Annotated in this window: 15 protein-coding genes; 10 read left to right on the plus strand and 5 right to left on the minus strand. The window is 54.7% G+C overall.

The features are described from left to right. Positions 1-38: 38 nt before the first annotated feature. Complete coding sequence (locus A3850_RS12090; RefSeq protein ID WP_068216841.1) at positions 39-308, plus strand: hypothetical protein; 270 nt, start codon at positions 39-41, stop codon at positions 306-308. A gap of 250 nt (positions 309-558) precedes the next feature. Further along, on the plus strand, positions 559-768 hold the full coding sequence (locus A3850_RS12095; protein WP_068216843.1) for a hypothetical protein: 210 nt from the start codon (positions 559-561) through the stop codon (positions 766-768). A gap of 121 nt (positions 769-889) precedes the next feature. Here A3850_RS12095 and rplT read toward each other — a convergent pair whose 3' ends face one another. Together rplT and rpmI are read right to left on the minus strand one after the other, a co-directional pair. Next, complete coding sequence (gene rplT, locus A3850_RS12100; protein ID WP_068216845.1) at positions 890-1,234, minus strand: 50S ribosomal protein L20; 345 nt, start codon at positions 1,232-1,234, stop codon at positions 890-892. 115 nt (positions 1,235-1,349) lie between these two features. After that, entirely contained in the window at positions 1,350-1,544 is a 195-nt protein-coding gene (rpmI, locus tag A3850_RS12105) for a 50S ribosomal protein L35 (RefSeq protein ID WP_068216847.1), read from the minus strand. A gap of 305 nt (positions 1,545-1,849) precedes the next feature. On the opposite strand from rpmI, the gene A3850_RS12110 reads away from it, so the two are divergent. Continuing rightward, entirely contained in the window at positions 1,850-2,551 is a 702-nt protein-coding gene (locus A3850_RS12110) for an alpha/beta hydrolase-fold protein (RefSeq protein ID WP_068216849.1), read from the plus strand. 161 nt (positions 2,552-2,712) lie between these two features. Here A3850_RS12110 and A3850_RS12115 read toward each other — a convergent pair whose 3' ends face one another. Continuing rightward, on the minus strand, positions 2,713-3,327 hold the full coding sequence (locus A3850_RS12115) for a uridine kinase (protein ID WP_068216850.1): 615 nt from the start codon (positions 3,325-3,327) through the stop codon (positions 2,713-2,715). A 174-nt stretch (positions 3,328-3,501) separates the two neighbouring features. Between A3850_RS12115 and smc the strand changes: the two genes are divergently transcribed. From smc to A3850_RS12130, 3 genes are all read left to right on the plus strand, one after another. Further along, entirely contained in the window at positions 3,502-7,062 is a 3,561-nt protein-coding gene (gene smc / locus A3850_RS12120) for a chromosome segregation protein SMC (RefSeq protein WP_068216851.1), read from the plus strand. Positions 7,063-7,310: 248 nt separating this feature from the next. Beyond that, on the plus strand, positions 7,311-14,915 hold the full coding sequence (locus A3850_RS12125; protein WP_068216852.1) for a T9SS type A sorting domain-containing protein: 7,605 nt from the start codon (positions 7,311-7,313) through the stop codon (positions 14,913-14,915). A 122-nt stretch (positions 14,916-15,037) separates the two neighbouring features. Beyond that, positions 15,038-16,006, plus strand: coding sequence for a transglutaminase domain-containing protein (locus A3850_RS12130; protein WP_082921783.1), 969 nt, complete (start codon positions 15,038-15,040; stop codon positions 16,004-16,006). Here the strand turns inward: A3850_RS12130 and A3850_RS12135 are convergent. Together A3850_RS12135 and A3850_RS12140 are read right to left on the minus strand one after the other, a co-directional pair. Next, the gene (locus A3850_RS12135) at positions 15,993-17,108 is read right to left on the minus strand and encodes a glycosyltransferase family 1 protein (RefSeq protein ID WP_068216854.1); all 1,116 of its coding nucleotides are present in this window, start codon (positions 17,106-17,108) and stop codon (positions 15,993-15,995) included. The two genes, A3850_RS12130 and A3850_RS12135, sit on opposite strands and share 14 nt — an antisense overlap. Then, positions 17,105-19,111, minus strand: coding sequence for a glycosyltransferase (locus A3850_RS12140; protein ID WP_068216856.1), 2,007 nt, complete (start codon positions 19,109-19,111; stop codon positions 17,105-17,107). Before A3850_RS12140 ends, A3850_RS12135 begins: the two co-directional genes overlap by 4 nt. A 168-nt stretch (positions 19,112-19,279) precedes the next feature. Between A3850_RS12140 and A3850_RS12145 the strand changes: the two genes are divergently transcribed. Genes A3850_RS12145 through A3850_RS12160 form a run of 4 tightly spaced genes read left to right on the plus strand, consistent with a single transcriptional unit; the run spans position 19,280 to position 23,452 of the window. After that, entirely contained in the window at positions 19,280-20,659 is a 1,380-nt protein-coding gene (locus A3850_RS12145; RefSeq protein WP_068216858.1) for a sulfotransferase family 2 domain-containing protein, read from the plus strand. Next, a complete protein-coding gene (locus A3850_RS12150) occupies positions 20,652-21,521 on the plus strand; it encodes a sulfotransferase family protein (protein WP_068216860.1) in 870 nt (289 codons plus the stop codon). The genes A3850_RS12145 and A3850_RS12150 overlap by 8 nt, the downstream gene beginning before the upstream one ends. A 3-nt stretch (positions 21,522-21,524) precedes the next feature. Further along, positions 21,525-22,601 (plus strand): glycosyltransferase, encoded by a 1,077-nt coding sequence (locus tag A3850_RS12155; protein ID WP_068216862.1) that lies wholly within the window; start codon positions 21,525-21,527, stop codon positions 22,599-22,601. A 32-nt stretch (positions 22,602-22,633) separates the two neighbouring features. Next, positions 22,634-23,452: a hypothetical protein gene (locus tag A3850_RS12160; protein ID WP_068216864.1), complete on the plus strand. Its 819-nt coding sequence runs from the start codon at positions 22,634-22,636 to the stop codon at positions 23,450-23,452. Positions 23,453-23,471: the final 19 nt, after the last annotated feature.

Genomic DNA, 23,471 nt, shown 5'->3' on the forward strand with positions numbered 1-23,471 from the left:
TAAAGTGATAAATTGGTGATTGGAAAATAGCTGATGATATGTCCACAACCACCATTGTTTCCAGCTACGCCGCCATCATCTTAATCGGCATCTTCCCAATCCTCTCCGTCATGCTTTGCGCGGCGTTGGCCAACTACTGCGGCTGCCGGGCCGACGAGTCGAAAGTCCACCCCTGTAAATGCCACGGCGTCGAAATCGGCGGGTTTCTCTATACTGCCGGCGTCATGGGCTGGCTGATGCTTGTCACTTTGCCTATCGCGGGCATCTTACTGGTGCTGTTTACGCTGCGGCTGTTGATCTGGGGGTAGGGCAGTTAGCGGTTGTTTAGGCGCTGCCGCAGGTGCAGCGTGATGAGGATGAAAACAAAGTGATGAATCAATAGAAAGCATTCTCTCCGTAGTCTGGACAGACCACGAAGTACTGGCGCGCAACCGAAATTCTTGGCTGTTAAAAGTAGCGTGTTGGCCGTTCCGGTAGGGTTAGAGGCAGCTTGTAGACACAGATAGGCTCTACCTCTCCGTATTTTTCCGCATATTGAAGCCCTAAAACAGCAACGATATGAAAACACAGAACATCGGATTCGTACTGATGATAATTGCCATCGGCTTGATCGGCTTTCAAATTGGAGCCACTGCAAAGCATGAGGATAACAGGTACTTCTACCTTTTACCCATTGCCATGGCATTCTTGCTCACGGGTATGTTTTTATGGATGAGGGTGGCACTGAAGAGCAAAAGTAAAACCAACGACGCTTCGGAAGAGGCTTAGCTTTCCACTGACTTGAGCGAGACGTGCTCTCCGCATTGAAGTAATACTATAGTACAATATGAAAGCCCCGCTCATCCAACGGACGAGCGGGGCTTTACTTGTTTTAGCTGGTTGCTAAGGCTTACTTCACGCTATTCACTACCGCCGTAAACGCAGCTGGGTGGTTCATCGCCAAGTCAGCCAGAACCTTACGGTTCAATGGGTTACCCGCTTGAGCGAGACCGTGCATAAGGCGGCTGTAGGTAGTACCGTTCTGGCGAGCGGCGGCGTTGATACGTACGATCCACAGGCGGCGGAAAGCGCGCTTCTTATTGCGGCGGTCGCGGTAGGCGTAGGTAAGGCCTTTTTCAACGGCGTTCTTGGCTACGGTGTAGACTTTAGAACGTGCACCAAAGTATCCTTTGGCGGCTTTGAGGTAGCGCTTGCGGCGCGCGCGGCTGGCAACCGCATTTACTGAACGTGGCATAAAGCTCTGTTTTTGTGCAGTACGGAGACCGAGTGGTTCTTTTTGGCCCGTACTCTCGTGGAAAATAGAACCCCTCCCTAAGACGCTGGGAAGGATGGAGAAGAGAAACCTCTTCTTACTTACAAAGAAGACGCTTGATTCGCTTCTCGTCCGCCGTAGAAACCATCGCCGCGTCACGCAGACGAAGCTTAGCTTTGTTGGACTTGTTGCGCATCATGTGCGACGTGTAAGCCTGGAAACGCTTCACTTTACCAGATCCGGTAATCTTGAAACGCTTTTTTGCACTACTGTGCGTTTTCATCTTAGGCATAGCACCAAGTTTTAAAATGGAGCGCAAAGGTAATTAATCTCCCGCTGACAAACAAATACAACCCGAGCACTAATCTTTCGATCTCGAAGACTACAGACTAAAAATCCCCGGCCGCTCCAGGAACCTCCCATTGTCGCTGCGCTCGGATGCGAGGCCACCTGGAGAACCTAAGTCGCGTGACTACAGACTAAAGACTAAAGACTATAGACTACAGACTGAAGACTACAGACTGAAGACTGAAGACTACAGACTACAGACTATAGACTCTAAACTCCAGACTACAGACTAAAAATTTACCTTGCACCATGCGCAACCTCCTCCTTACCCTCTTACTCCTTCCAATCGGATGCCTCCAAGCCCAGTGGCAACCCGGGATGCTGGACCGTGGCCTGGACACCATGCACTACCTCGTCCACTTCCCCGAAGGTTACGATCGGGATACCGCCGACTGGCCCGTGATCCTTTTCCTTCACGGAGGTGGCAACAGTGGCTCAGATCTCCAACGGGTACGCGAGTCCGGTTTGCCAAAGGAGATTGATAATGGCCGGAAGGTGCCCGCCATCATCATCGCCCCCCAGAACCGATTCGTGGCTGGTTTTTGGGACCACGTCACCCTAACCCATTTGCTCGACGATTTTATCGCCCACCACCGCGTGGATGAGCACCGCCAGTACATTACCGGGTTCAGCCGCGGCGGATTCGGTGCCTGGATGACGGCCATGCACAACAATGGCAGGTTCGCCGCGCTCGCTCCCGTCTGCGGAGCCGTTCCCCACAGCTATAATGTCTGGATCGATCCTGAACTCCCCATCTGGGTTTTCCACGGTGCGCAGGACCAGTCCATCTACCTCTCCGAATCCGTAGATATGCTGGAGATCCTACAGCGCAAGATGACCGTCAAACCCAAATTCACCGTCTTCGAAAATACCGCCCATAATGCCTGGGATCCAGCGTATGCTACCGACGAGCTTTATGAGTGGATGCTGGCGCAAAAGAAAAGTCTATAGTCTACAGTCTTTAGTCTATAGTAGCACCACTACAGACTGTAGACCAACGAGGCCCGGCCGCTCCTGGAACCCTTCACTGCGCTACGCTTGGGTGAAGGGCCACCTGAAGAATCTAAAGTCCGATGACTGCAAACTACAGACTATAGACTACAGACTGTAGACTAAACAAGACTCTCCACAAAAGCCCGAACCACCCGCAGCCCCATCCCAAAGTCCGTATTATTATTCACGATGATGTCCGCCTTCTCCTTGTAAGGGGATAGGTACTTTTCGTAAGCGGGCAGCACGTGGAATTCGTAGCGGTACAGGACGTCATCCAGTGGGTAATTCCGCTCTACCCGGTCGCGCTTGATGCGGCGGACGACTTTAAGGTTATCCTTGGCGTGGAGGAAGATCCGTAGGTCAATCATCTTCCGTAGTTTCTTGTAGTGGAAGACGAAGAGGCCTTCCACGATGATGACCGGGGCCGGCTTGAAGACCAGCGTTTTCGGCTCAGCTACCTCATTATTAAAGACGTACTCCTGGCGGTGGACGGTCTTTCCTTCCATGAGCAGGGACAAATCCCGCACGAATTCCCGTTTGTAGATGGACCAGGGAATGTCGAAATTTTCGATCCCATTATCGTCCTTGCGCTGCAGGTGGATGGGCTTATAGTAGTCATCCATACTAAGGTAGCAGACCTGATCCTCGTCCAGCCCTTCACGCAGTTGTTTGATGAAGGTGGTCTTGCCCGATCCGGACCCGCCGGTGATGCCAATGATGAAGGGTTTCTGCATGGGCCGTAAGGTAGGAACTAGGTCCGGAAAATGAAGCTATTCACCTTAGCTGCTCGGTAGTCCTATTTACCACCCTTTACTCCGCACCCGCGGCAGCGCCCTAAATATTTAGTGCGTGCACACTTAACCCGAAATTCAGCGCGGATTTCCGGACCGCTAATTACCTTCGCCGTCATGCGCCTACGCCAGCTCGAAATCAAGGGGTTCAAGTCCTTCGCCAACCAGACGATCATCAACTTTGATAAGGACGTGATCGGGGTCGTGGGGCCGAATGGCTCGGGTAAATCGAATATCGTCGACGCAATCCGCTGGGTGCTCGGCGAGCAGAAGGGTAAGGAACTGCGCCTCGATAAGATGAGTTCCGTGATCTTCAACGGCACCAAAAAGAAGAAGGCCGGTAACCTCGCCAGCGTAAGCCTGACCTTCGATAACGACAAAGGGCTGCTGCCCACGGAGTACGGCACGGTACAGATCACCCGGATGCTCTACCGCAATGGCGACAGTGAGTACCGCCTCAACGGCGTGCAGTGCCGGCTGAAGGATATCAGGTCCTTATTACTGGATACCGGGATCGGGTCCAACTCCTACGCGATCATTGCCCTGGGGATGGTGGACGATATCCTGGCCGACAAGGACAACTCCCGCCGCCGCATGTTCGAGCAGGCCGCCGGGGTGAGTAAGTACAAGCAGCGCAAGAAGGAGACACTCAACAAACTCAAGAATACGGAGGGCGACCTGGATCGGGTAGAGGACTTGCTGCACGAGATCAACAATAACCTCGTCAGCCTCGAAAAGCAGGCCAAGCGGGCACGTCGCTACCTGGAGATCAAAGCCCAGTACAAATCCATTAGCCTGCAACTTACTCAGGCCCGGGTGGGTGCCCTGCGCAAACGCTTCGGAGAGCTGAAGGGGCAGATCACCACCGCCGAGGACGACTACCGCAACGTGGACGTAAAGATCCGCCAACTCGAAGCCACCCTTGAATCCGAGAAGGCCAAGCACATCGATAAGGAGAAGGCACTCGGTGAGCGCCAGAAGATGCTCAATGCCCTGGTCAATGAACTCCGCGGCCTGGAGAACGAGAAGAGATTGCTCGCCCAGCGCAAGACCTTCGTGAAGCAACAGAGCGAACAGTTGTACCGGGACATCAGCACGGCCGGTAATCAGTTGACGGATCTTTCGGAGCAGATCACCCGCATGCAAACCCAAATTGGGGAAGAGCGCGTCACGGAAGCCGAACGCAAGCAAGCACTTGATGCCGCCGAGGCCGCCCTAACGGAAATCCGTGAGGGCCACCAGTCCATTAAGGGCCGCCTGGAAGAAGGGCTCAAAGAACAGCAGACCGAGGAACGCAAGATCTTCGAGTTCGAAAAGCAACGGGCCATCAAGGCCAACCAGATCGCCAACTACCGCAGCCAGATCGAACGCAACGAAGGAGAGATGGAAGGCCGCCGGGGCGAAAAGGAAAGCCTCGAAGCCGCCCTCGCCGAACTGGAGGCCGAAGAGAAAACCGCCCTCCAGGAATTGGAGCAACTCGAGCGCGCCGAAACCGAACGCCGGGAACAACTCGACCAGGCCCAGGAGGCCACCGACCGCCTGCAGCGCGAACAACAAAAGATCAACCGTAAGCTGGATCGCTTCCGCAACGAGTTTAAGCTCACTAAGAGCATGATCGATAGCCTGGAGGGCTTCCCCGAATCCATCCGCTTCCTCAGCCAGAGCAAGAAGTGGAACTCGGAAGCGCAACTCCTCAGCGATCTGCTGCTGGTGGAAGAAGACTACCGCGTTGCGATCGAGAATTTCCTCGGGCCACTCCTGAACTACTACGTCGTAAACGATGCCGCCGAAGCGAAGGAAGCCATTGAATTGCTGACCAAGAGCCAGAAGGGAAAGGCCAACTTCTTCCTCCTCGACCAAATTCCCGCACGCAACGGCATCGACCCACCCGCGCCCGCCGGCACTCGCCTGGCCAGTGGGGTAGTAAGCGTGGACGCGAAGTACCGTATACTCATGGACATGCTCCTCGGCTACACGGTGATCTCCGAAAAAGACGAGTTCCCGGAAATGCCACCGGCCAGCGAGGCCCACTACGGCGTCATCACCAAGAGCGGCCGCTTCCAGCACACGGGCATGTCCGTCAAGGGTGGTTCCGTAGGCCTGTTCGAAGGCAAAAAAATTGGCCGCAAGAAAAACCTGGAAGTACTCGAAGGCCAGATCCAACAGGCTGAAACGGAACGCAAGGAGGTCGACAAGTCCTTATATAACGAACGCAACCGCCTCAACGAGCTGCGGCAACGCCGGGTGGATAAGGATATTCAGAACAAGCAGCGCGAACTCAGTCGCCTACAGCAAAAACGCGCCGGCCTCAAGGCACGGGTGGAAAGTTTCGCCAATTACTTCCTCGAAACCCAAACCAAGAACGAGCGGCTCGCCGAGCAAGTGAAGGCTACTACGGACGCCATCAAACTGCTGGAGGTAGACCTGACGGGGGCACAAACAGCCGTGGAAGCACTGCGCGAACAGCTGGCCGGGACGGATGGCAATTACCGCCAACTCAGTGAGCAGCTGACCGAAGCTTCGGGTGCCTACAACCAGCAGAACATCGAGTACATCCGCCAGCAGAATAAGGTCCAGACGCTGGAGCAAGAAGTCCAGTTCCGCCAGAACCGCCTGCAGGAGCTAGGCCGCCAGGAAACCTCCAACAAGGATCAACTGGAGAAACTCGCCAAAGAATCCCGACAATTCGAGGAGCAGGAGCAGACCATCGCCCGCAACCTCGAGCAGATGTACGCCAACCGAACGGACTACCAAACTACCCTGAATTCCGTCGAGCAGGAATACTTCGCTGCTCGCACCCACATCAATAACCTGGAAGACGAGCTTCGCCGGGAGAACCGCCGCCGGCAGGATGGACAGATTCTTGTCAACCAGCTAAAGGAAAAGTTCACGGACGTCAAGTTCAAGATCAACGGTATTGCCGAACGCCTCAAAATTGAATTCGACCTGCAGCTGGAAGCCCTGAATGAGATGGACATCCCCGAGTGGGTAGGTTCGGAAGGTGACCTGGAATTGAAGGTAGATCGCCTCCGCTCCCGCATCGCTAACTACGGCGAGATCAACCCAATGGCCGTCGAGGCCTACGACGAAATGAAGGAGCGCCACGAGACTATTTCGGGGCAGCGCGACGACATTCTCAGCGCCAAACAGACCCTGATCAAAACGATCAAGGAGATCGAGGAGACGGCTACCGTCCAGTTTTTAGAGTCCTTTGAAAAGGTCCGCAATCACTTCATCGAGGTCTTCCGCAGCCTCTTCACGGAGGACGATAATTGTGACCTCATCCTCGAAACGCCGGAGGACCCGCTGGAGTCCAAGATCGAGATCATCGCCAAGCCCAAGGGCAAGCGGCCCACGACCATCAGCCAACTTTCTGGCGGGGAAAAGACGCTTACGGCCACGGCGCTACTCTTTGCGCTCTACCTCCTCAAGCCGGCGCCCTTCTGTATTTTCGACGAGGTGGACGCGCCGCTCGATGATGCCAATATTTCCAAATTCAACCGCATTATCAAGAAATTCTCGAAGGAGAGCCAGTTCATCATCGTCACTCACAACAAGCTCACGATGGAAGCCGTGGACACCATTTATGGCGTTTACACCAACGAGCAGCAGGGTAGTGGGGTGTTGCCCGTCCAGTTTACTGAGCTAGAGGGTAGTTCGGTTTTCTCCGCCGTCTAGTGGTTCTGAGCTATTGGATTCTGGGCGCTGCCGCGGGTGCCAGGTAATGGGGAAGGAAAAATGGGAATCACCGAGTTAATACGATAACGGGAAGCAAATAATAATTCCGCGATTGATTACCGTGACGAATATTGTCCGCAAACGAACATTGAAAGGATGTTTAACCTACCTTAGCGGGGTCTAAACACCTGTCAAATGTTTGGGCCCAGTGTTTTCCTCCAAGTAATCTCATTTTAGAATCCTCTTACATGATGAATTTTTTACCCCAGTGGAGCCGGACGGCTCTCTGCTGCCTGCTGCTTATCGGCGGGCTTCCCCTATTGGCCCAGCCCGCAAATGATTTGTGTGGTGACGCTGTATTGATCGCGCTCGACGTACCTACTGACGGTACGACCGTAGAGTCTACGCAAACGGATGCGCCTACGTGCGACTCTGGTTCAAGCGTCGGCCGTGGTGTATGGTACACCTTCGCCGGTACCGGTGACCAGGTGGTAATCACCGTCGACCTGGTAGGTTGGGATGCTGAGATCAACGTCAGTTCCGGCACGTGTGATGACCTGACGAACATCATTTGCCGCGATTCTGGAAACCCAGAAACAGCTACGATCGACACGGAAGTAGGCACGAACTACTTTGTCTACGTCGCTGACTGGATCACAGGCGAAACACGGACGAACGACGGTGAATTCACCATTACCATCTCCGCTCCTCCAGCCCCAGCCCCGGTGCCCGCCAATGATGAGTGTGATGCTGCGGTTGCGCTTACCGTAAATGCTGACCTTGATTGCGCCGTTTTCACGTCAGGTTCTACTGAGTCTGCTACCGAATCTGCGCAGGGTAACGGCACCTGTGGTGGTACTGCTGACGACGATGTATGGTACAGCTTCGTAGCTACTTCCGAAAGCCATACCATTGAACTCTCTAACGCGTCTGCTACCTTCGGTACGACGAGCACTGATCTCTACCACATTGTGTGGAGCGGTACATGTGACGCTCCCGTACAGGTGCAGTGTAGCGACCCTAATACGTCCAGTCTCTCTGGCCTTACCGTTGGTGATACGTACTTGGTTCAGGTCTACAGTTGGTCTGCGACGGGCAGCATTGCCTTTGATATCTGCGTAGGAACGCCTCCACCGCCCCCCGCTAATGACGAATGTGATGCGGCAGTAGCAGTGACCGTTAACGATGATTTTGAGTGTGGTACCACTACTCCCGGTACCATCACCTCAGCTACCCAATCTCCTCAGGGCAATGGCACGTGCGGCGGTACTGAAGACGATGATGTATGGTTCAGCTTCGTTGCAACCAATGAAGCTCACCGAATCACCCTCGGTGACATTGATGGTTCAACCACAGATCTTTACCACGTTGTGTGGAGCGGCACTTGTGATGCTCCCGTACAGGTAAATTGTAGTGACCCGAATACCAGCAATCTTACTGGCCTGACGGTAGGCGAAACCTACCTGATCCAAGTGTACACCTGGACGGCTACGGCTGGCCAAACGGTAGACTTTACGGTCTGTATTGGTACGCCTCCCCCGCCACCAGCGAACGATGATTGTGTGGACGCTATTGAGCTCAATGTTGAGTTTGAAGGTTTCACTTCTCCGGACACCTTTGATAACATTAGCGATACGCCATCGGACCTGCCCGCCCCTACTTGTGGTGGCACCTTCGGTGATGGTGCCGACGTGTTCTTCACCGTAACGCCCACCAGTGATACCCTCATCGTAGAGGTTGCTGATGGTGGCGACGGTTCTAACGACTTCGCCATGACGGCCTACTCCGGCCCCTGTGATGATGCCACGCAAATCGAATGTGATGATGATGACGGCCCCGGCTCTTTCCCCCGCCTTGAGCTTGGCGGTCTGACGCCCGGTGAGCCCATCCTCCTGCGCGTTTACGAATTTGGTCAGAACGGTGATGGTGCCTTTACCATCTCAGCCTTCGAGCCCGCACCAGCTGCGATTGTCCTCGACTGCCCCACACTCGATACGATCTTCGTAAACAGCGATTGTTCCGCCACTATTGAAGACATCACCGGTGACGTTACCGCGGATGATGACGAAGCTACCTTCACCCAGGATTCCGTTGCTGGCACCATGCTAGCCTTCGACCCCGCTGTGCCTACTGCATTTGACGTAACGGTTACGGCAGTAAGCCCCAACAACCCCGCTCCATCGACTTGTGTCGTCAGCGTAGAAATCATTGACACCATCGCTCCCATTTTAGTCTGCCGTGATGTAACCGTAGACTTGGATGACATGGGCAATAGCACGTTGGATAGCATGATGCTGGCTGATAGCGTGTTCGTAGAAGTGGTAGAAAACTGCGCTGGCGAAGTGCTTGTCGCTCAGGACGGTGACCTAAGCATCAGCTGTGCCTCCAACGGTACCGCTCGGATCACGCTCATCGGCACGGATGCTTCCGGTAACGTTGGAACTTGTATCCAGACCATTACGGTACTGGACACTAGTGAATTCTGCCTCGGCGAACTCGTCCTTGAATGTGGCGAGCCTACCGATTCCATCGCCGTTGGTGATGACTGTATGGTTGCCCTCGAAGATTATACGGGTACCGTCATGACGAACGCCAACAACATCACCCAGGAGCCTGCTGCTGGTGAAATGGTTGGCCTGGGTGATACTACCATTTTGGTTATCGCTACGATTGGTGATCAGATTGATACTTGTACTATCCTGGTTAACGTGGCTGACACTACCGCACCCACCGCCGTGTGTGCTGACCTGGTAATCACGTTGGACGACGACGGCAACGCTGCGGTAGCCGATTCAGCTGCTGCCCTGGGTGCCGGCTCTACGGACAACTGCACCGTCGATGCCCTCACCTTCGCCACTGACGTAATGACCCTTACTTGTGCAGAGGCTGGTGACTCCACGGTTACTGTTACCGTTACCGATGAAAGTGGTAACTCTTCTACCTGTACCTCTGTAATTACCATTGCCGATTCCATCGCTCCGGTCATCACGGTAACGACACCAACCATCACTCTCAGCGACGATGGTGAGGACGAAGTTGACGTAACTGAATTCGCTACGGCCACCGACAACTGTGACCCAGCTCCGGTACTTACGGCCAACCGCTCCCTAACGTTCGGTTGTGGTGATATTGGCGCTCAGACGGTAGTAATCACGGCGACTGACGCTAGTGGTAACACTTCTACCGACAGCGTCGAAGTTATTGTTCTCTTCGAACAGCCCGACCTCGCCTGTATTGCTCGCCTGAACGTCACGCTGAACGACGACTGTGCATTCATCGTAGAACCTAGCCAGGTACTTCGCGGCAATACCAACTGTCTCGATGCATTCGGCTTCGACATCATCGTTATGGACGGAGATACCAGCAACGGCCCCATCGTTGACGGTTGTGGTACTTACGACTACATGATCCGCTCCACTGCTTCCCCGACCATGACGGCTACCGGTTTCGTTGGCGATTACGCCGAGGAGTTCTGGACCATTGAGGAAGGCGCCAACAGCAGCGTTGAATTCACTGAAGAAACCATTACCCTACTGTCACCCGGTGACGTAACGATGGGTGGAACGGACGATGACCCCAGCGTGAGCTACCAATTCATGGAAACGGCTACCGTGACCATGACGATTGATTACTCCCTGGAATCAGAGATCCTTCCCGATGTACTTGTCGTTGATTTCAATGGCAATGTTGTATTCGAAAGCGTCGATGCGGGCACTGATGACCCGGACACCGGCAGCGAAGACTTCGAGCTTGAAGTAGAGCCTGGCAATACCCTCATTATCGGTATTGAAGGTGACGGGTTTGTCACCGGTGGCGTACAGTCCGTCGTCACGGTAAGTGACTTCACCGTTACAACTGCTAACCTACTGGGTCTCGACTTTGAAACCTGCTGGGGTACCATTACTGCCGAAGACAAGACGCCCATCGAACTGGAAGAAACGCCGGATGATATCCTCAGCGGTCTGCTCTGTGCAGACGTAGATGCTAATAACATCAACACCCTTCCTGCTTCCGTAAGCAAGTGCTTCCTCGTTGATAACGAAGGTGAAATCATCGCCGGCTCCATGGACGCTGAGTTGATGTCCATCCTTAGCCCCGATATGTTCGACGACGTTGAGCCCGATACCGCACTCATCCCAACCTTCACGGATGGTTGTGCTTCAACCATCGAGGTTTGTGTGTCTGATGTAGTTGCTTCTTCTCCCGACGGTTGTGGTCAGACGATCATCACCCGTACTTTCCGGGCCAACGAAGCTGACGGTTGTGCTCCGCTCAACCCCGACGAAGAAGGTGCCGATGAAGAAGTTGTTACTTCCTTCACGATCTCTTTCGACCGTCCTACTTTGGATAGCCTGAACGCTAACAACATTCAGCCCGTAGTAGAAATCGAAGCTTGTGGTTCTGCCACCAGCCCACTCGAGTTCCTACCCGGTGAGGACGATTACCCCTTCCTCCAGTTGGGTGAGCGTACGTTCTCCCTCGCTAGCAATGAAGCTGCTTGTTCCATGATCGCAACGACGTTCGAGAACAGCCCTAACATCATCCAGACTTGTGCCAATACGGTTAAATTCCAGCGTACCTACACCGTTGTCGACTGGTGTAACCCTACGGAAGTACAGACCTTCAGCCAGTTCGTGAAGATTGGTGATACAACCGGTCCTACTTTCTCTGCTCCTTCCGCTACCGTTGACAATGACGGTAACCTGGACGCTACGCTGACTTACCGTACTAACGTAGGTGGTGAGTGTGCCGCAATGGTTCGCCTCGACGGGCCAGGCGTTGGTGCAGTCGACGAATGTGCCGGAGAGATCACCATGTCGGTAGCCATCTACCCCGAAGGCGACCTGACCCGTGCTCCATTTGGCGCTTACCCCGTGATCATGGATAACGGTGCTCCGGAAATGTCCGACCCACTGGAAGTTGGTGACTACGCCTTCGTGTACACCTCCACTGATGTATGTGGTAACCAAACCGTTTCTACCGTTCCTTTCCAGGTAGTTGACGGTAACGGCCCCGCTGCCTTCTGTGAAGATGGCCTCAACATTGGCCTGAGTCGCCCCGCCGGTCTCGCCGTCGTTACGCCAGACCAAATCGATAAAGGTTCTTCCGACGATTGTTCCTCTGAGCTTACCTACCAGGTAGGTGTCAGTGCGGACATGACTTCCATCCCTACGGAATTCTCCGATGAGGTGGTCTTCACTTGTGATGACCTTGGTACGCAATTCGTAACCCTCGAAGTCACTGATGAAGAGGAGAACGTAAACTACTGTTGGACGACCGTCCTTGTAGAGCTCAAGGTTGGTGACACGCCAACCTGTATCGCTCCTAGCGCTGTAACCCTGACTTGTTCTGAATTCACCACTGCACTTCCTGGCAACCTCGAAGAAGCTACCGACGAAGAGTTGAACGCTGCCTTCGGTGTAGCTACTGGTGTCGGCACCTGTGGCGCTGAGGTAACCGGCGAGTTTATCGTCAACAACCTTAACGAGTGTGGTATCGGTACCGCCGTACGTGAGTACCAGGCGACTGACCCACAGGGTGGCGTTTCCCAGAACACCTGTACGCAGCTGATCACCATCGTTGGGATCTACGACTACCAGATCGTTCTTCCTGGTAACGCCCGCACGAACGACTGTATGGATGAATTCGAAGCTGATGAGCTTGAGATCGTTGGTGGTGCTTGTGACCTCCCCGTTGTTACTCCGGTAACCGAAGAGATCTTCAACACTGCTGGTGAAGAGTGCTACCAGATCCGTACTACGTACACGATCGTTAACACTTGCGAATTTGACCCTGCCACCGGCGGTACTACCGTCATCTCCCGCGACGGTCTTGACGTTTCCGACAGCGACCCCATCTACCTAAACGTAGTGAGCCGCAATGCTGCTACTGAAGGTGATGACCTTGCTTTCGTTTCCGGTTCTGACAACCTGCAGTTCACGCCAAACGATGATGATGATCTCGAACTCGTTGGTTACGCTGCCTCTGCTGGCCGTGGTAACTTCACGTACGTTCAGAACATCAACGTATTTGACCGCACGAGCCCAGTTGTAGAAGCTGCTGCTCCTACCGCTTGTATTCCTGGTTGTACGGCTGACCTCAGCTTGCCATTCACGGCTACTGATGAGTGTCTTGCTCCTCGTATCCAGCTTGAGCTCGATCCTAACTTCACGGGTACCTTCGAAGCGGCGACTGTTGACGGTGTGGTAATCACGCTTGACGCTGCTGATGCTGACAACGGTAACTACGTAATCAATGCTACCGGCGTACCTGCTGGAGACCACGCTATTCGCATCACGGCCATCGACGGCTGTGGTAACGCAACCCCCGTCATCGTACAGGTGAGCGTTTGTGGCGACGTAGCCCCGGTTCCACTCTGTATCCAGACGCTCGTTGCAACGCTGCAAATGAACGAGGACAGCACGATGGCAATGGCCGAAGTATGGGCAACCGACTTCCTGACCAACTCTGCTCTCGTCGACTGTTTCGGAGACGAGGTAACCAAGTACGGTATCGTTCGCGCTGGTGAAGGCCCCGCGACGGAAGACCAGATTGGTGCCAAAGTGTTCTGTGATGACATGGGCGAACTCGTACCATTCGAAGTGTACGCTTTCTCTGATAATGTCAGTGATGACGTCCCCGCTGCTTTCTGTTCCGTACTGGTACAGGTCGCCGAAGGCGAAGGCGTTGAATGTGGAATGGGTGGCAACCTTGCCGGTACCGTAATCACCGCTTCATCCCTTACCATGGCTGATGTAGAAGTGACACTGACGGGATCCAACGACATGGATGAAATGCAGCTGACGGGTACCGACGGTACCTTCAACTTCACGGATTTAATGATCGGTGGTGACTACACGCTTACGCCAGCCTACCAGGAAGCCGTGAACCTGCAAGAAGTGAAGATCTCTGACGTGGTCATGATCTCCAGCGTAATCCTTGGCGCGGCTGACTTCGACTCTCGCTACGATTACCTGGCGGCAGACGTCAACCAGGATATGACGCTCAACGTCCTCGATATGGTCGCTATCCAGCGGGTCATTCTTGGCCTTGACGACATCTACCGTACCGGTGAGAGCTGGGGCTTTGTTCCTGCCAACGTCGACGTAAGCAACCCGTACGCCGTTGCCTTCCCCGAAGTGATCAATACGAACAACTTCGACGCCAACATCCTCAATGCTGACTTCGTAGCCTTCGCTTACGGTAACGTAACCGGTGAAGGCCGTACGGCAATGACCGTCGAAGTTGCTGATGCTGCCCTCGCCGCTGGTGAGACGCACACGCTGACTATCGACGCCGCTGACCTTGCCGGTTTCCAGGGCACGATTGAACTGGCCGCTGGCCTCGAGCTTGTTGCTGCTGACTACGCTGGCGAAGGTGCACTGAATCTGAACTACGCGGCTCAGGGCCAGATCGCCGTTGCTCTCCTCGGTGGTACTGTAACTCTAGAGGTACGGGCTACTGAAGCTGGTAAACTTAGCGACCTCGTTACGCTAACTGACGCCATCGCCGTTCGCGAAGGTGTTGCGGCTAACGGTGCGTCCGGTGCCATCAACCTGACCTTCGGCGCTACTGTCGCTGGTGAGGTTGTAACCATGCTTGGTGAGGCTACGCCCAACCCAGTTGTTGAGTCTACCATGATCAACTACACACTTGCTGCTGACAGTGACGTTACGCTGAGCATCCAGGACGTTCAGGGCCGTACGATCCTCGTACGTAACCTCCGCGGTACTGCGGGTGTGAACGGTGAGCTGATCAATGTTGCCGACCTGAATGGCGCTACTGGCGTCCTCACGTACACACTCGTTGCCGGAGACTTCTCCGCTACGAAGAAGATGGTTGTCGTTCGTTAAGCGATCGCATCAATTGCCTTAAATGCCCCGGCTTACACCTGTAAGTCGGGGCATTTTGATTGCGGCTCAAAAACTTAAGTGTTCCTTATTAGAGGATTCCAGCGGTTAGGTGTTGTGACAGTATGAATGCATCGAAAGTAATCATGGCGTTTTCCATCCTGCTTGCATTGGTGTCTAGCCATCGAGCGGGAGCGGAAGCTGCCTACGATTGGTCCCCCTATCAATATTTGCTCGCCGAACGCTATACGAGCCCTGAAGATTTGGCCTCGGAAGTAAGTGTCAGATTTGCGGGGGATGAAGAGCGTGCCGCGGCTTTATTTTATTGGGTGGCCAATAGTATTAGCTACGATACGAAGTTGATGAACCGCATCGCCGGGTCATCAATAAAAAGCTACACACTGGCAGAGATTGAACGCTTGTATGAAGACCGGATTCAATACGCCTGGAAGAAGAGGAAAGGTGTGTGCGAAAATTATGCACGGCTCTACGAGCGCCTGGCAACCTTAGCCGGCCTGGAAGCGGTGATGATCAGCGGCCACGCCCGCGGAGACTATCTGACTGCAGGCATGATCGGAATAGGCCACGCCTGGAACAGAGTGAAAATAGATGGAAAATGGCAACTGTTGGATGCCACCTGGGGTGCCGGCCACCTAAATGAAAACCTGCAGTTTGAGGCCGAATTTAAGCCACAGTATTTCCTTCCAGAACCGGTGACGTTCAGCTATTCTCACTTTCCTGAAGATGCTAATGATCAACTGCTGGCTAACCCCGTCTCCAAAGTGACTTACCTCATGCGCCCGGCCGTCGGGGAAGGTTTCTTACGCTATGATATAACGGAGCTTAATCTCGATACGTACGCGATTGAGATTGGCCAGGGCAACCAGTTGACGATCTCCGGAATGGGTACGGACCTTCCGAGCCAATTCATTTTAGCTAACCTGTCCACGGGGTATCAAATTGGTGGAAGTACCGAAATTGCTGGGAATCAGTTCTCCATCACGATGTATGCTGAGGAAGTTGCGCCGATGAAACTGGGCGTTCTAAATCCTCGTGGTGAGATCGTGCTGGCCTACGAGCTTACCGTTCGGTAGCTCCGTCCAATGTTGAAAGGACATCATTGAATCTACGGGCGTAATCCGCCCAACTGAAGCGGGCGGACCAGGCTGGGCCGGCTGCCGCCCTTTCCTTTACATGCTGACCGCCGACTAGTACTTCTTGCATTCGGTCCGTCAGCGCAGCGGTATCGTGGGTGGGGTAGTAGTAGGCCAATTCTCCGCCTACTTCTGGAAGGCTGCTGTTGTCCGGACAGATAACGTTGGTGCCGCACGAAAGGGCCTCAAGAATGGGAAAACCGAAACCTTCGTAGATGGAGGGATAGACCAACGCTTCCGCGTGGGAATAGGCTTGCAGTAAATGGTCCTTGCTGACGTACCCCGTTACGATGATATCGTTCCGGTAAGGGTGATCCTTTAAGGCTTGGTCCAAAAGCTCATTCTTCCATCCTTTGCCCCCTACCAAAACACACTGCACCTGCGGCAGCGCCCGCTTTCTTAATTGCGTGAATGCTTGGAGTAAGAGGACGAGATTCTTCCGTGGTTCCAGTGTGCCAACGTAGAGGAAATAGGGTTTGGTGATTTTGTATTCGGAAAGGAAATCGCGGTCCGTGACCGGCTGGAAGGATTCATTGCGGCCCAGCAATATAGTCTGGATTTTACCTTGGGTAAAAGGGTAGTATTGTTCTACATCCCGCTGCGTGTTGAGCGAATTACTGATGATTAGATCGGCCCGTTGAAGGATGCGGTTAAGAAACAGCCGCTGTAATTGTTGGCTGTGCCACCGGTGAAATTGGGGGAAAAGGATGGGCGTCAGGTCGTGGATCATGGTGATCCGCTTAACGCTTTTTGGTAAGTTGAAGGGGCCAAAGTGGGCCGGCTCAAATACTGCGTCCACTTTAAGCCGGCGCAGAATGCGGGGAATAATGAAGAATAAACGCGCCGAAGCGTAACCTATTGGAAGGCGAATATTCTTCACGGCTACCTGTCGGAGCGATAGGTTCGGGTCCACCTTCTCTCGAATAAGGATGTATTCGTGCTCGCCGGGATTGGCCGCCAATGCCCGAACCAACTCCCGTACGTAGACGTGGACACCGGCGTTCTGATTATCCAGCGGATCCGCAATGATCGCCACCCTCATGATCGTGAATAAAGGATATCCTCGTAGGCACTGAGGGTGAGCAAGGCAGTTTTCAGCCAATTCATACGGTGACTTTGGCGACGGGCCTCCTGGCAAAGTTGATCATGGCGCTCTTGATCCGTGAACAGGGTTGAAATGGCCGTTTGGATATCGTCTACACTTTCGGCGTCCACGGCGATTCCTCCCTGGCCGGCCACCTCCGGCTGGGAACTATTATCCCCGTAAATGACGGGTGTGCCGCAGGCAAGCGCTTCCGCGATGGGGAGGCCGAAACCTTCGTAAAGACTGGCGTATAGGAGCCCACGTGCGTTTGCGTAGAGCGCGGGAAGGTGCTCATCTTCAATGAAACCAGTCAGAACAATGTCTGGTCGGTCCAGCGGCAGCCCGGCGAAGATCTCACTGGTTTTCCAACCCTTTTTTCCGCCGATTACTAAAAGGTCCTGCCTTTCCGGGAAGGCATCCTTATGGGCGATGAAAGCCTGAATCATCCGCCGCAGATTCTTCCGTGGCTCAATGGTGGACAGGCAGAATAGGTAAGGTCCCTCCAGAATCCCGTACTTGCTGCGAATGCGGGTAAAGTCCTGCCGCTTTACCGCCGGGTTGAAGAGATTCACGTCGGCGGCTTCCAGGACGACGTGGCGGTGGTCGCTCGGTACTCTGTATTCTTTCTCAAGGTCCTCGTCGGTGGCGGAGGAAACACTCAGGAAGTGAGCGCCCGCCGCGAGGGCTGCCTGCATGCCCCGCTCGGAAAAAGCAACGTTGGCTTCCTCGTGGTACTGCGGAAATAGTCGGTGGGTCAGGTCGTGGACGGTGACCAAAGCTTTGGCATTACCCAGTGGTAATTCGTGAAAGTGTTGCGGTAGGGGAAAGTGGATCAGATCCGCCTCATCAACCAACTTTGTCAGATCCGACGTGCTGAGGCGACCGCCGACTTTGCGGGCTTGCATCTTAATGGCCGCCAGATATTTACGGTAGGGCCCGCGTTCGTACTGACGGGCGAGCGCGCCGTAAAGACTATTCGGGACGATGCTTTTCACCGCATTCTTGATGAGCAACAACAGCTTCTCGTAGCCCATCGTCCGGCGGTCCTGGAGGATCTCTTCGCGGCGGCTCAGGTTGCGGAAGACCGGATCCGCCCGCTGGGCATCCGTCTGGCGGACGAGGACGCCGTTGCCGTAGTACAGTGCGACTTTTAAATGCGGGAAGTAGGGCAAGAGTGGGGCCAATCCGTAGTCGAGACCCGTTAGGTACCGCTTTATCCCGTCGTTATCGTTGGTGAACATCTTGGACGCTTCCACGAGGACAGTCTTCTGTTCCGGCACAGGGGGGAGCTCATCAACGTAACCCATTTTTTGGAGAGTCGGGCCGTGGACGGCCATCAGCAAGCGGTACAACTCCGGAGTGAGGTCCTCTTTGTAGCCGCCGACCTTCCCTTTGCGGAAGTGTTTGCGGTTGTTGGCGGGGTTGAACTTAGCACCCTTGCCACCCCCGTATGCGGGTTCACCCTCCCGCAAGCTTTTGAAGGTGGGGAGTTTGGACCGGTCCGGTTGGGGCAGGTCGATTACGGTACGCAGTTTTTCCACCTCGCGGATCGGGTCGGCGATCAAATCCTGAAAACGGATGACGACGGCGGCGCGCTCCGTCCACTGCCGTACGTTCTCGCTCCAACCGCCAAAAAAGCTGCCGTTTTGGGCGAGGGTAGCCTCGATCAGGTTGTTGTAGAAATCCGTGCCCGGCGCCACGATGTCCTTACGGTGGTGGGCGATGGATACGAGGGAGTCCCGACCGTCACGGACGATATATACGGCGGGCCAATCCTGGGTTTCTTCGGGTAATTGACCGGGCAGGAGGTGGGTCTTAACCACCCGGTAGCTGGCGAAGTTGTCGTCCACCTTGCGGGTACTATCCAGGTGGAAAGTACTGCTCTCGATGCCGTACACTTCGTGCAGGACGTTGCGAAAAAAGGTGTTCCCGGACCGAGGAAAAGAGGCAAGCCAGAGCATGGGGCGAAGGTAGGGATTAGCGGGCGGGCCGGGTAAGGGCAGCGAAGGGAATCATGGGGCCGGTACCGTATTGTTACAGTTAGGCGTTGGTCAAGTCTTCTAGCTAAGCGAGCGGCCCTTCATTCTTGCGGCCACCGTGGTATCTTTGGCCCCGTTAACCCACCCTGTATGTTGTCGAAGCTCCTGCAGCAGATTCGCTCCCCCCGCCGCCGTAAGGACGTTCAGCTCGAGCTGATCTCCCTGCACATTCCGAAGACGGCGGGCACGAGTTTTCGGCACATCCTGAAGAGCAAGTACGGGGAGCAGGAAGTTATCCGCCTGGACATCCCCGCGGGGAAGCGGCGGGTACGCATCAACGAGAAGCGATACCGGGAAACGACGATACCGTCCGGTACCCGCGTCGTCCACGGCCATTTTTACCTGCCGGAACTCTACGCCAAATTCCCGGAGACGAAGGACTTACCCGTCATCACCTGGCTGCGGGATCCCGTTGAACGGGTGATCTCCAACTATTTCTACCTACAGAAGATCCTGCGGCAACTGCTCGACGAGGAAGGGAAGGGCGTTAACCTCCTCAGTAAGATGCAGCGGTCGCTCATCGAGTACGCCCGTGCTGAGGTGAACCAAAATCGTCAGAGTAAATTCCTGGCCGGTAAGGATCTGGAAGACTTTGCTTTCGTGGCCATCCAGGAATATTACGGTGAGGAACTGGTCGAACTGTCGAAAGTCCTGGGATGGTCCGGCGTAGAGGAAAAGAAAGTTAACGTTACGGGTAAGGACCGGCCTGAGGTATCCATCGAAATCAGAGAAGAAATCGCCCGCCTCAACGCTGCCGACGTCGCGCTCTACCAACGTGCATTGCACCTGCGGCAGCGCCGTATGAGTCGAAGACGGCTGGAAATTATCTCCATCCACGTGCCAAAAACCGCGGGCACTTCGTTCTACCACGCCCTACAAACGGCATATGGAAAAGCCGTGAGCCCATCCTACCGCCGGCGGGACGTGAAGCAGTTGGCCGAACGGCACGGGAGTTTTGCCAACGGGATCGACAAGAGTGATGTCGTTCTCCACGGCCACTTTTACTACGAGGAAATTAAGCGCCTGCACCAACCAAGCCGCGTAAAATTGATCACTTGGCTACGCGATCCTGTTGATCGGGTCATCTCCAACTACCGGTTTTTCCGGGCCGGCCTGAAGAATCCCGACCGGAACCCGGAGCAATTTGCGGCCAACCAGCACCGGTTGGAGGAATCGCTGCTCACCTACGCCGAGCGGCCGGAGAATCGTAACGTAATGAGCAAGTTTTTGACCGGTATCCAATTGGAGGAACTGGATTTCGTTGGCTTGCAGGAACACTACGCAACCGACCTCGCCAGGCTAGCAAAGGTGACCGGCCTGCCCCTCATAGCGGTGAAGAAAAACGTCAGCAATCAAGGCGACTGGGACTTCAGTTTCGACGACGAAGCAACGCGCGCCCAAATAGCCAAGTGGAACCGCGAAGACCTCGATCTCTACCAACGCGCGCTCAAAATGCGGGCGGGTGAATAGCTTCCGCCCCGACCGAAAAAACCGCCTCCAAAACGCGTGGGCGCTGCTCAAATCTTACCGTGGCTACCGGTCAACTATCGACTTTTCGGCGATGGATCGGCTCCTACTCTTCACCGGCTACCCCCGCAGCGGCCACACCTTGGTCGGTGCCCTGCTCGACGCCCATCCCCAAATCGTGATCGCCCACCAGGCCTACGCGCTGGAGTATTTTCAATGGGGGATCGCGAAGGAAAGAGTACTCCAGCTACTCATCGACAACTCGACCCGCTTCACCAATTCTGGTCGGGAATGGATGGGCTACCCCTACCGTATCTCCGGGCAGTGGCAGGGAAAACACGAAAATCTGCAATTGATTGGCGACAAGAGTGGCGGCATCACCACGCGCAAAATATTTGAGCGCGGAGACTTCAGCGCATTAAACGAGTTGAAGGAACGGGCCGGATTATCGCCGGTCTTCATCCACGTGATCCGCAATCCCTTCGACATCATCACGACCATGACTACACGCTCCGCTACCCGGCGGAAGACGCTGGTTTCGGAGGAATTACTGGACCGGAAAATTGCTCACTTCCTGAAACACGCCGAAGGCGTTCAGCGGCTAAAGGAAAGCGGCGACTATACGATCATTGACGTTTATTCGGAAGACCTCGCCTACGAAACCGAAGCTACTCTCGGTCAACTTTGCGATAATTTAGGCCTGCCCGCAAGCCGGGAATACCTGGCGGCAGCTGCAGAATTAGTGTGGGATAAACCTAAGCAGTCACGGGGTACAATTAACTTATGGTCAGCGGATAAAGTAGATTCACTAATGAATCGTATTAAGCCCTTTGTCTGGTTTTCGCGCTACACTTTCAACGATTGACGGATGAGTAGCAGCAAAAAACCACGCGTGCTCTTCTACCGGGATCTGCGCAGCCTCAACTCCGGTTCCAACGGTGGCAACCTGAAAGTCCGGGATGCCTTTGACTACTTCCGGGAGTCAGATCTTTGGAATCCCAAAGTGTGCTTTTCCCCCGAAACCAAGTGGTTCCCCGAACGGCCAAATCTTTGGACGGATCTGCGTGACGAGGGTATTCCCAGACTCGATCCGCAGCCCGGCGATCTCCTCTTCTTCTCCGGCCGTGATTGGTTGGCACTGCCCGCAGCCGAACGCCGCAAACCGCCCGTCCCCGTTCTGAATATCGCTCAACCCCGCCACGTTCGGCCCGAAGATGGTCGCCGCGAATTCCTCGCTCATCCCGCGTTGCGTATCGCAAAAAGTGCGCACGGAGCCAGTATCCTGAGCGAGCACGGCGTCAATGGTCCGCTCGTCACCATTCCCGATGCCATCGATTTAGGGGCGCTGCCGCAGGTGCCCAAGCAAAAGGATATCGACATCCTCATACTCGGTTTGAAACAGCCAACCTTCGGGAAACAGGTTTACGAAGGATTATCCGCCTGGAATGAGGAAATGGGTTTAGGCCTCCGGCTCCACCTCCAACTCCCTCCTAAACTCCCTACTCGGAATGATTTCCTTGAACTACTGGCCCGCGCCAAAGTGGTGGCCTGCATCCCGCTGGAATTGGAACGCGGCGGCGAAGGATTCTACCTCCCCGCCCTCGAGGCGATGGCGCTGCAAACCCTGGTTGTCTGTCCCCATTCAGTGGGGAACCTCGGCCACTGTATTGACGGGGTGAACTGCATCGTGCCGCCCTTCACGCCGGAAGGGTTGATACGAGGGGTAAAACAAATGTGGGAAGCGGATTCGACGTGGCAGCAGGCCCTGCGCACCGCCGGCCGGGAGACGGCGGAAGCCCACGATCGACCCGCCGAAAAGCGAGCATTGTTGGAATTAGCGGACCAGGCTTACGATATGTGGTCAAGCTATCCTTTCTCGCTACCTTTGCCCACGGACGAGACCACGCCGCAAAGACGTAAGTGGTGGCAATTTTTCAACCGTTAGACACGGGTCCACCACCCTGAAAATCCATCTTTATGACGAACAACCGGGACATCATTCTTACGGGCGTGCCCCGCTCCGGAACGACGCTGGCCTGCTTCCTGCTCAGTAAGATCCCGCACGTGGTTGCCCTCAACGAGCCGATGCGTACGGCGAAATACCGTTCCCGGAGCGAGGCGCTCAGCGCGGTGCCAGAATTTTACGCGGATACCAGGAAGTCCATCCTGGAACGCGGCGTCGCTACCGCCCGGGCGGTCAAGGGAAAGATGACCACGAACCATTTTGCTCAGGTGAAGGGCAAGCGGGTAAAACTGGTCTCCAAGCAGGAGATCGAAATTGACAAACCGCTCGGCCCCGATTTTCGTCTGGCCTGTAAGCACAATGCGCTCTTCACCATTTTGCAGGATGACTTGCGCCAGGATCATCCTTTTTTCGCTATCATCCGTAATCCACTTGCGGTGCTGGCTTCCTGGAAGAGCGTCGAGATCCCCGCTAGCAGGGGAGAGGTGCGGGCCTTGGATTACCTGCTCCCGGAAGCGGGAGAGAGGCTGAAGGCCGCCGGTGACGTCGACCAACGGCAACTCTTTATCCTGGATTGGTACTTCCGCAAGTACGCCGAATTGGAGGCGAACCAGGTCATCAAATACGAAGACATCATTGCCACCGATGGCAAAGCATTGTCCGTCGTTGACGCTGGCGCTAAGGATCTCAACGAAGACCTCAGTAGCCGCAACCGGAGCAAGGTATACGACTGGGATACGATGGGCCCATTAGCCGAGAAATTGCTGGCTTCCGACAACGCCTGCTGGCAATTCTACGAAAGGGCTGAAGTCGAGAAATTGATCGCTCGCTAAGCGGTGGCTTCCCCAAAAC

Source organism: Lewinella sp. 4G2 (assembly GCF_001625015.1).
Lineage (GTDB): Bacteria > Bacteroidota > Bacteroidia > Chitinophagales > Saprospiraceae > Neolewinella.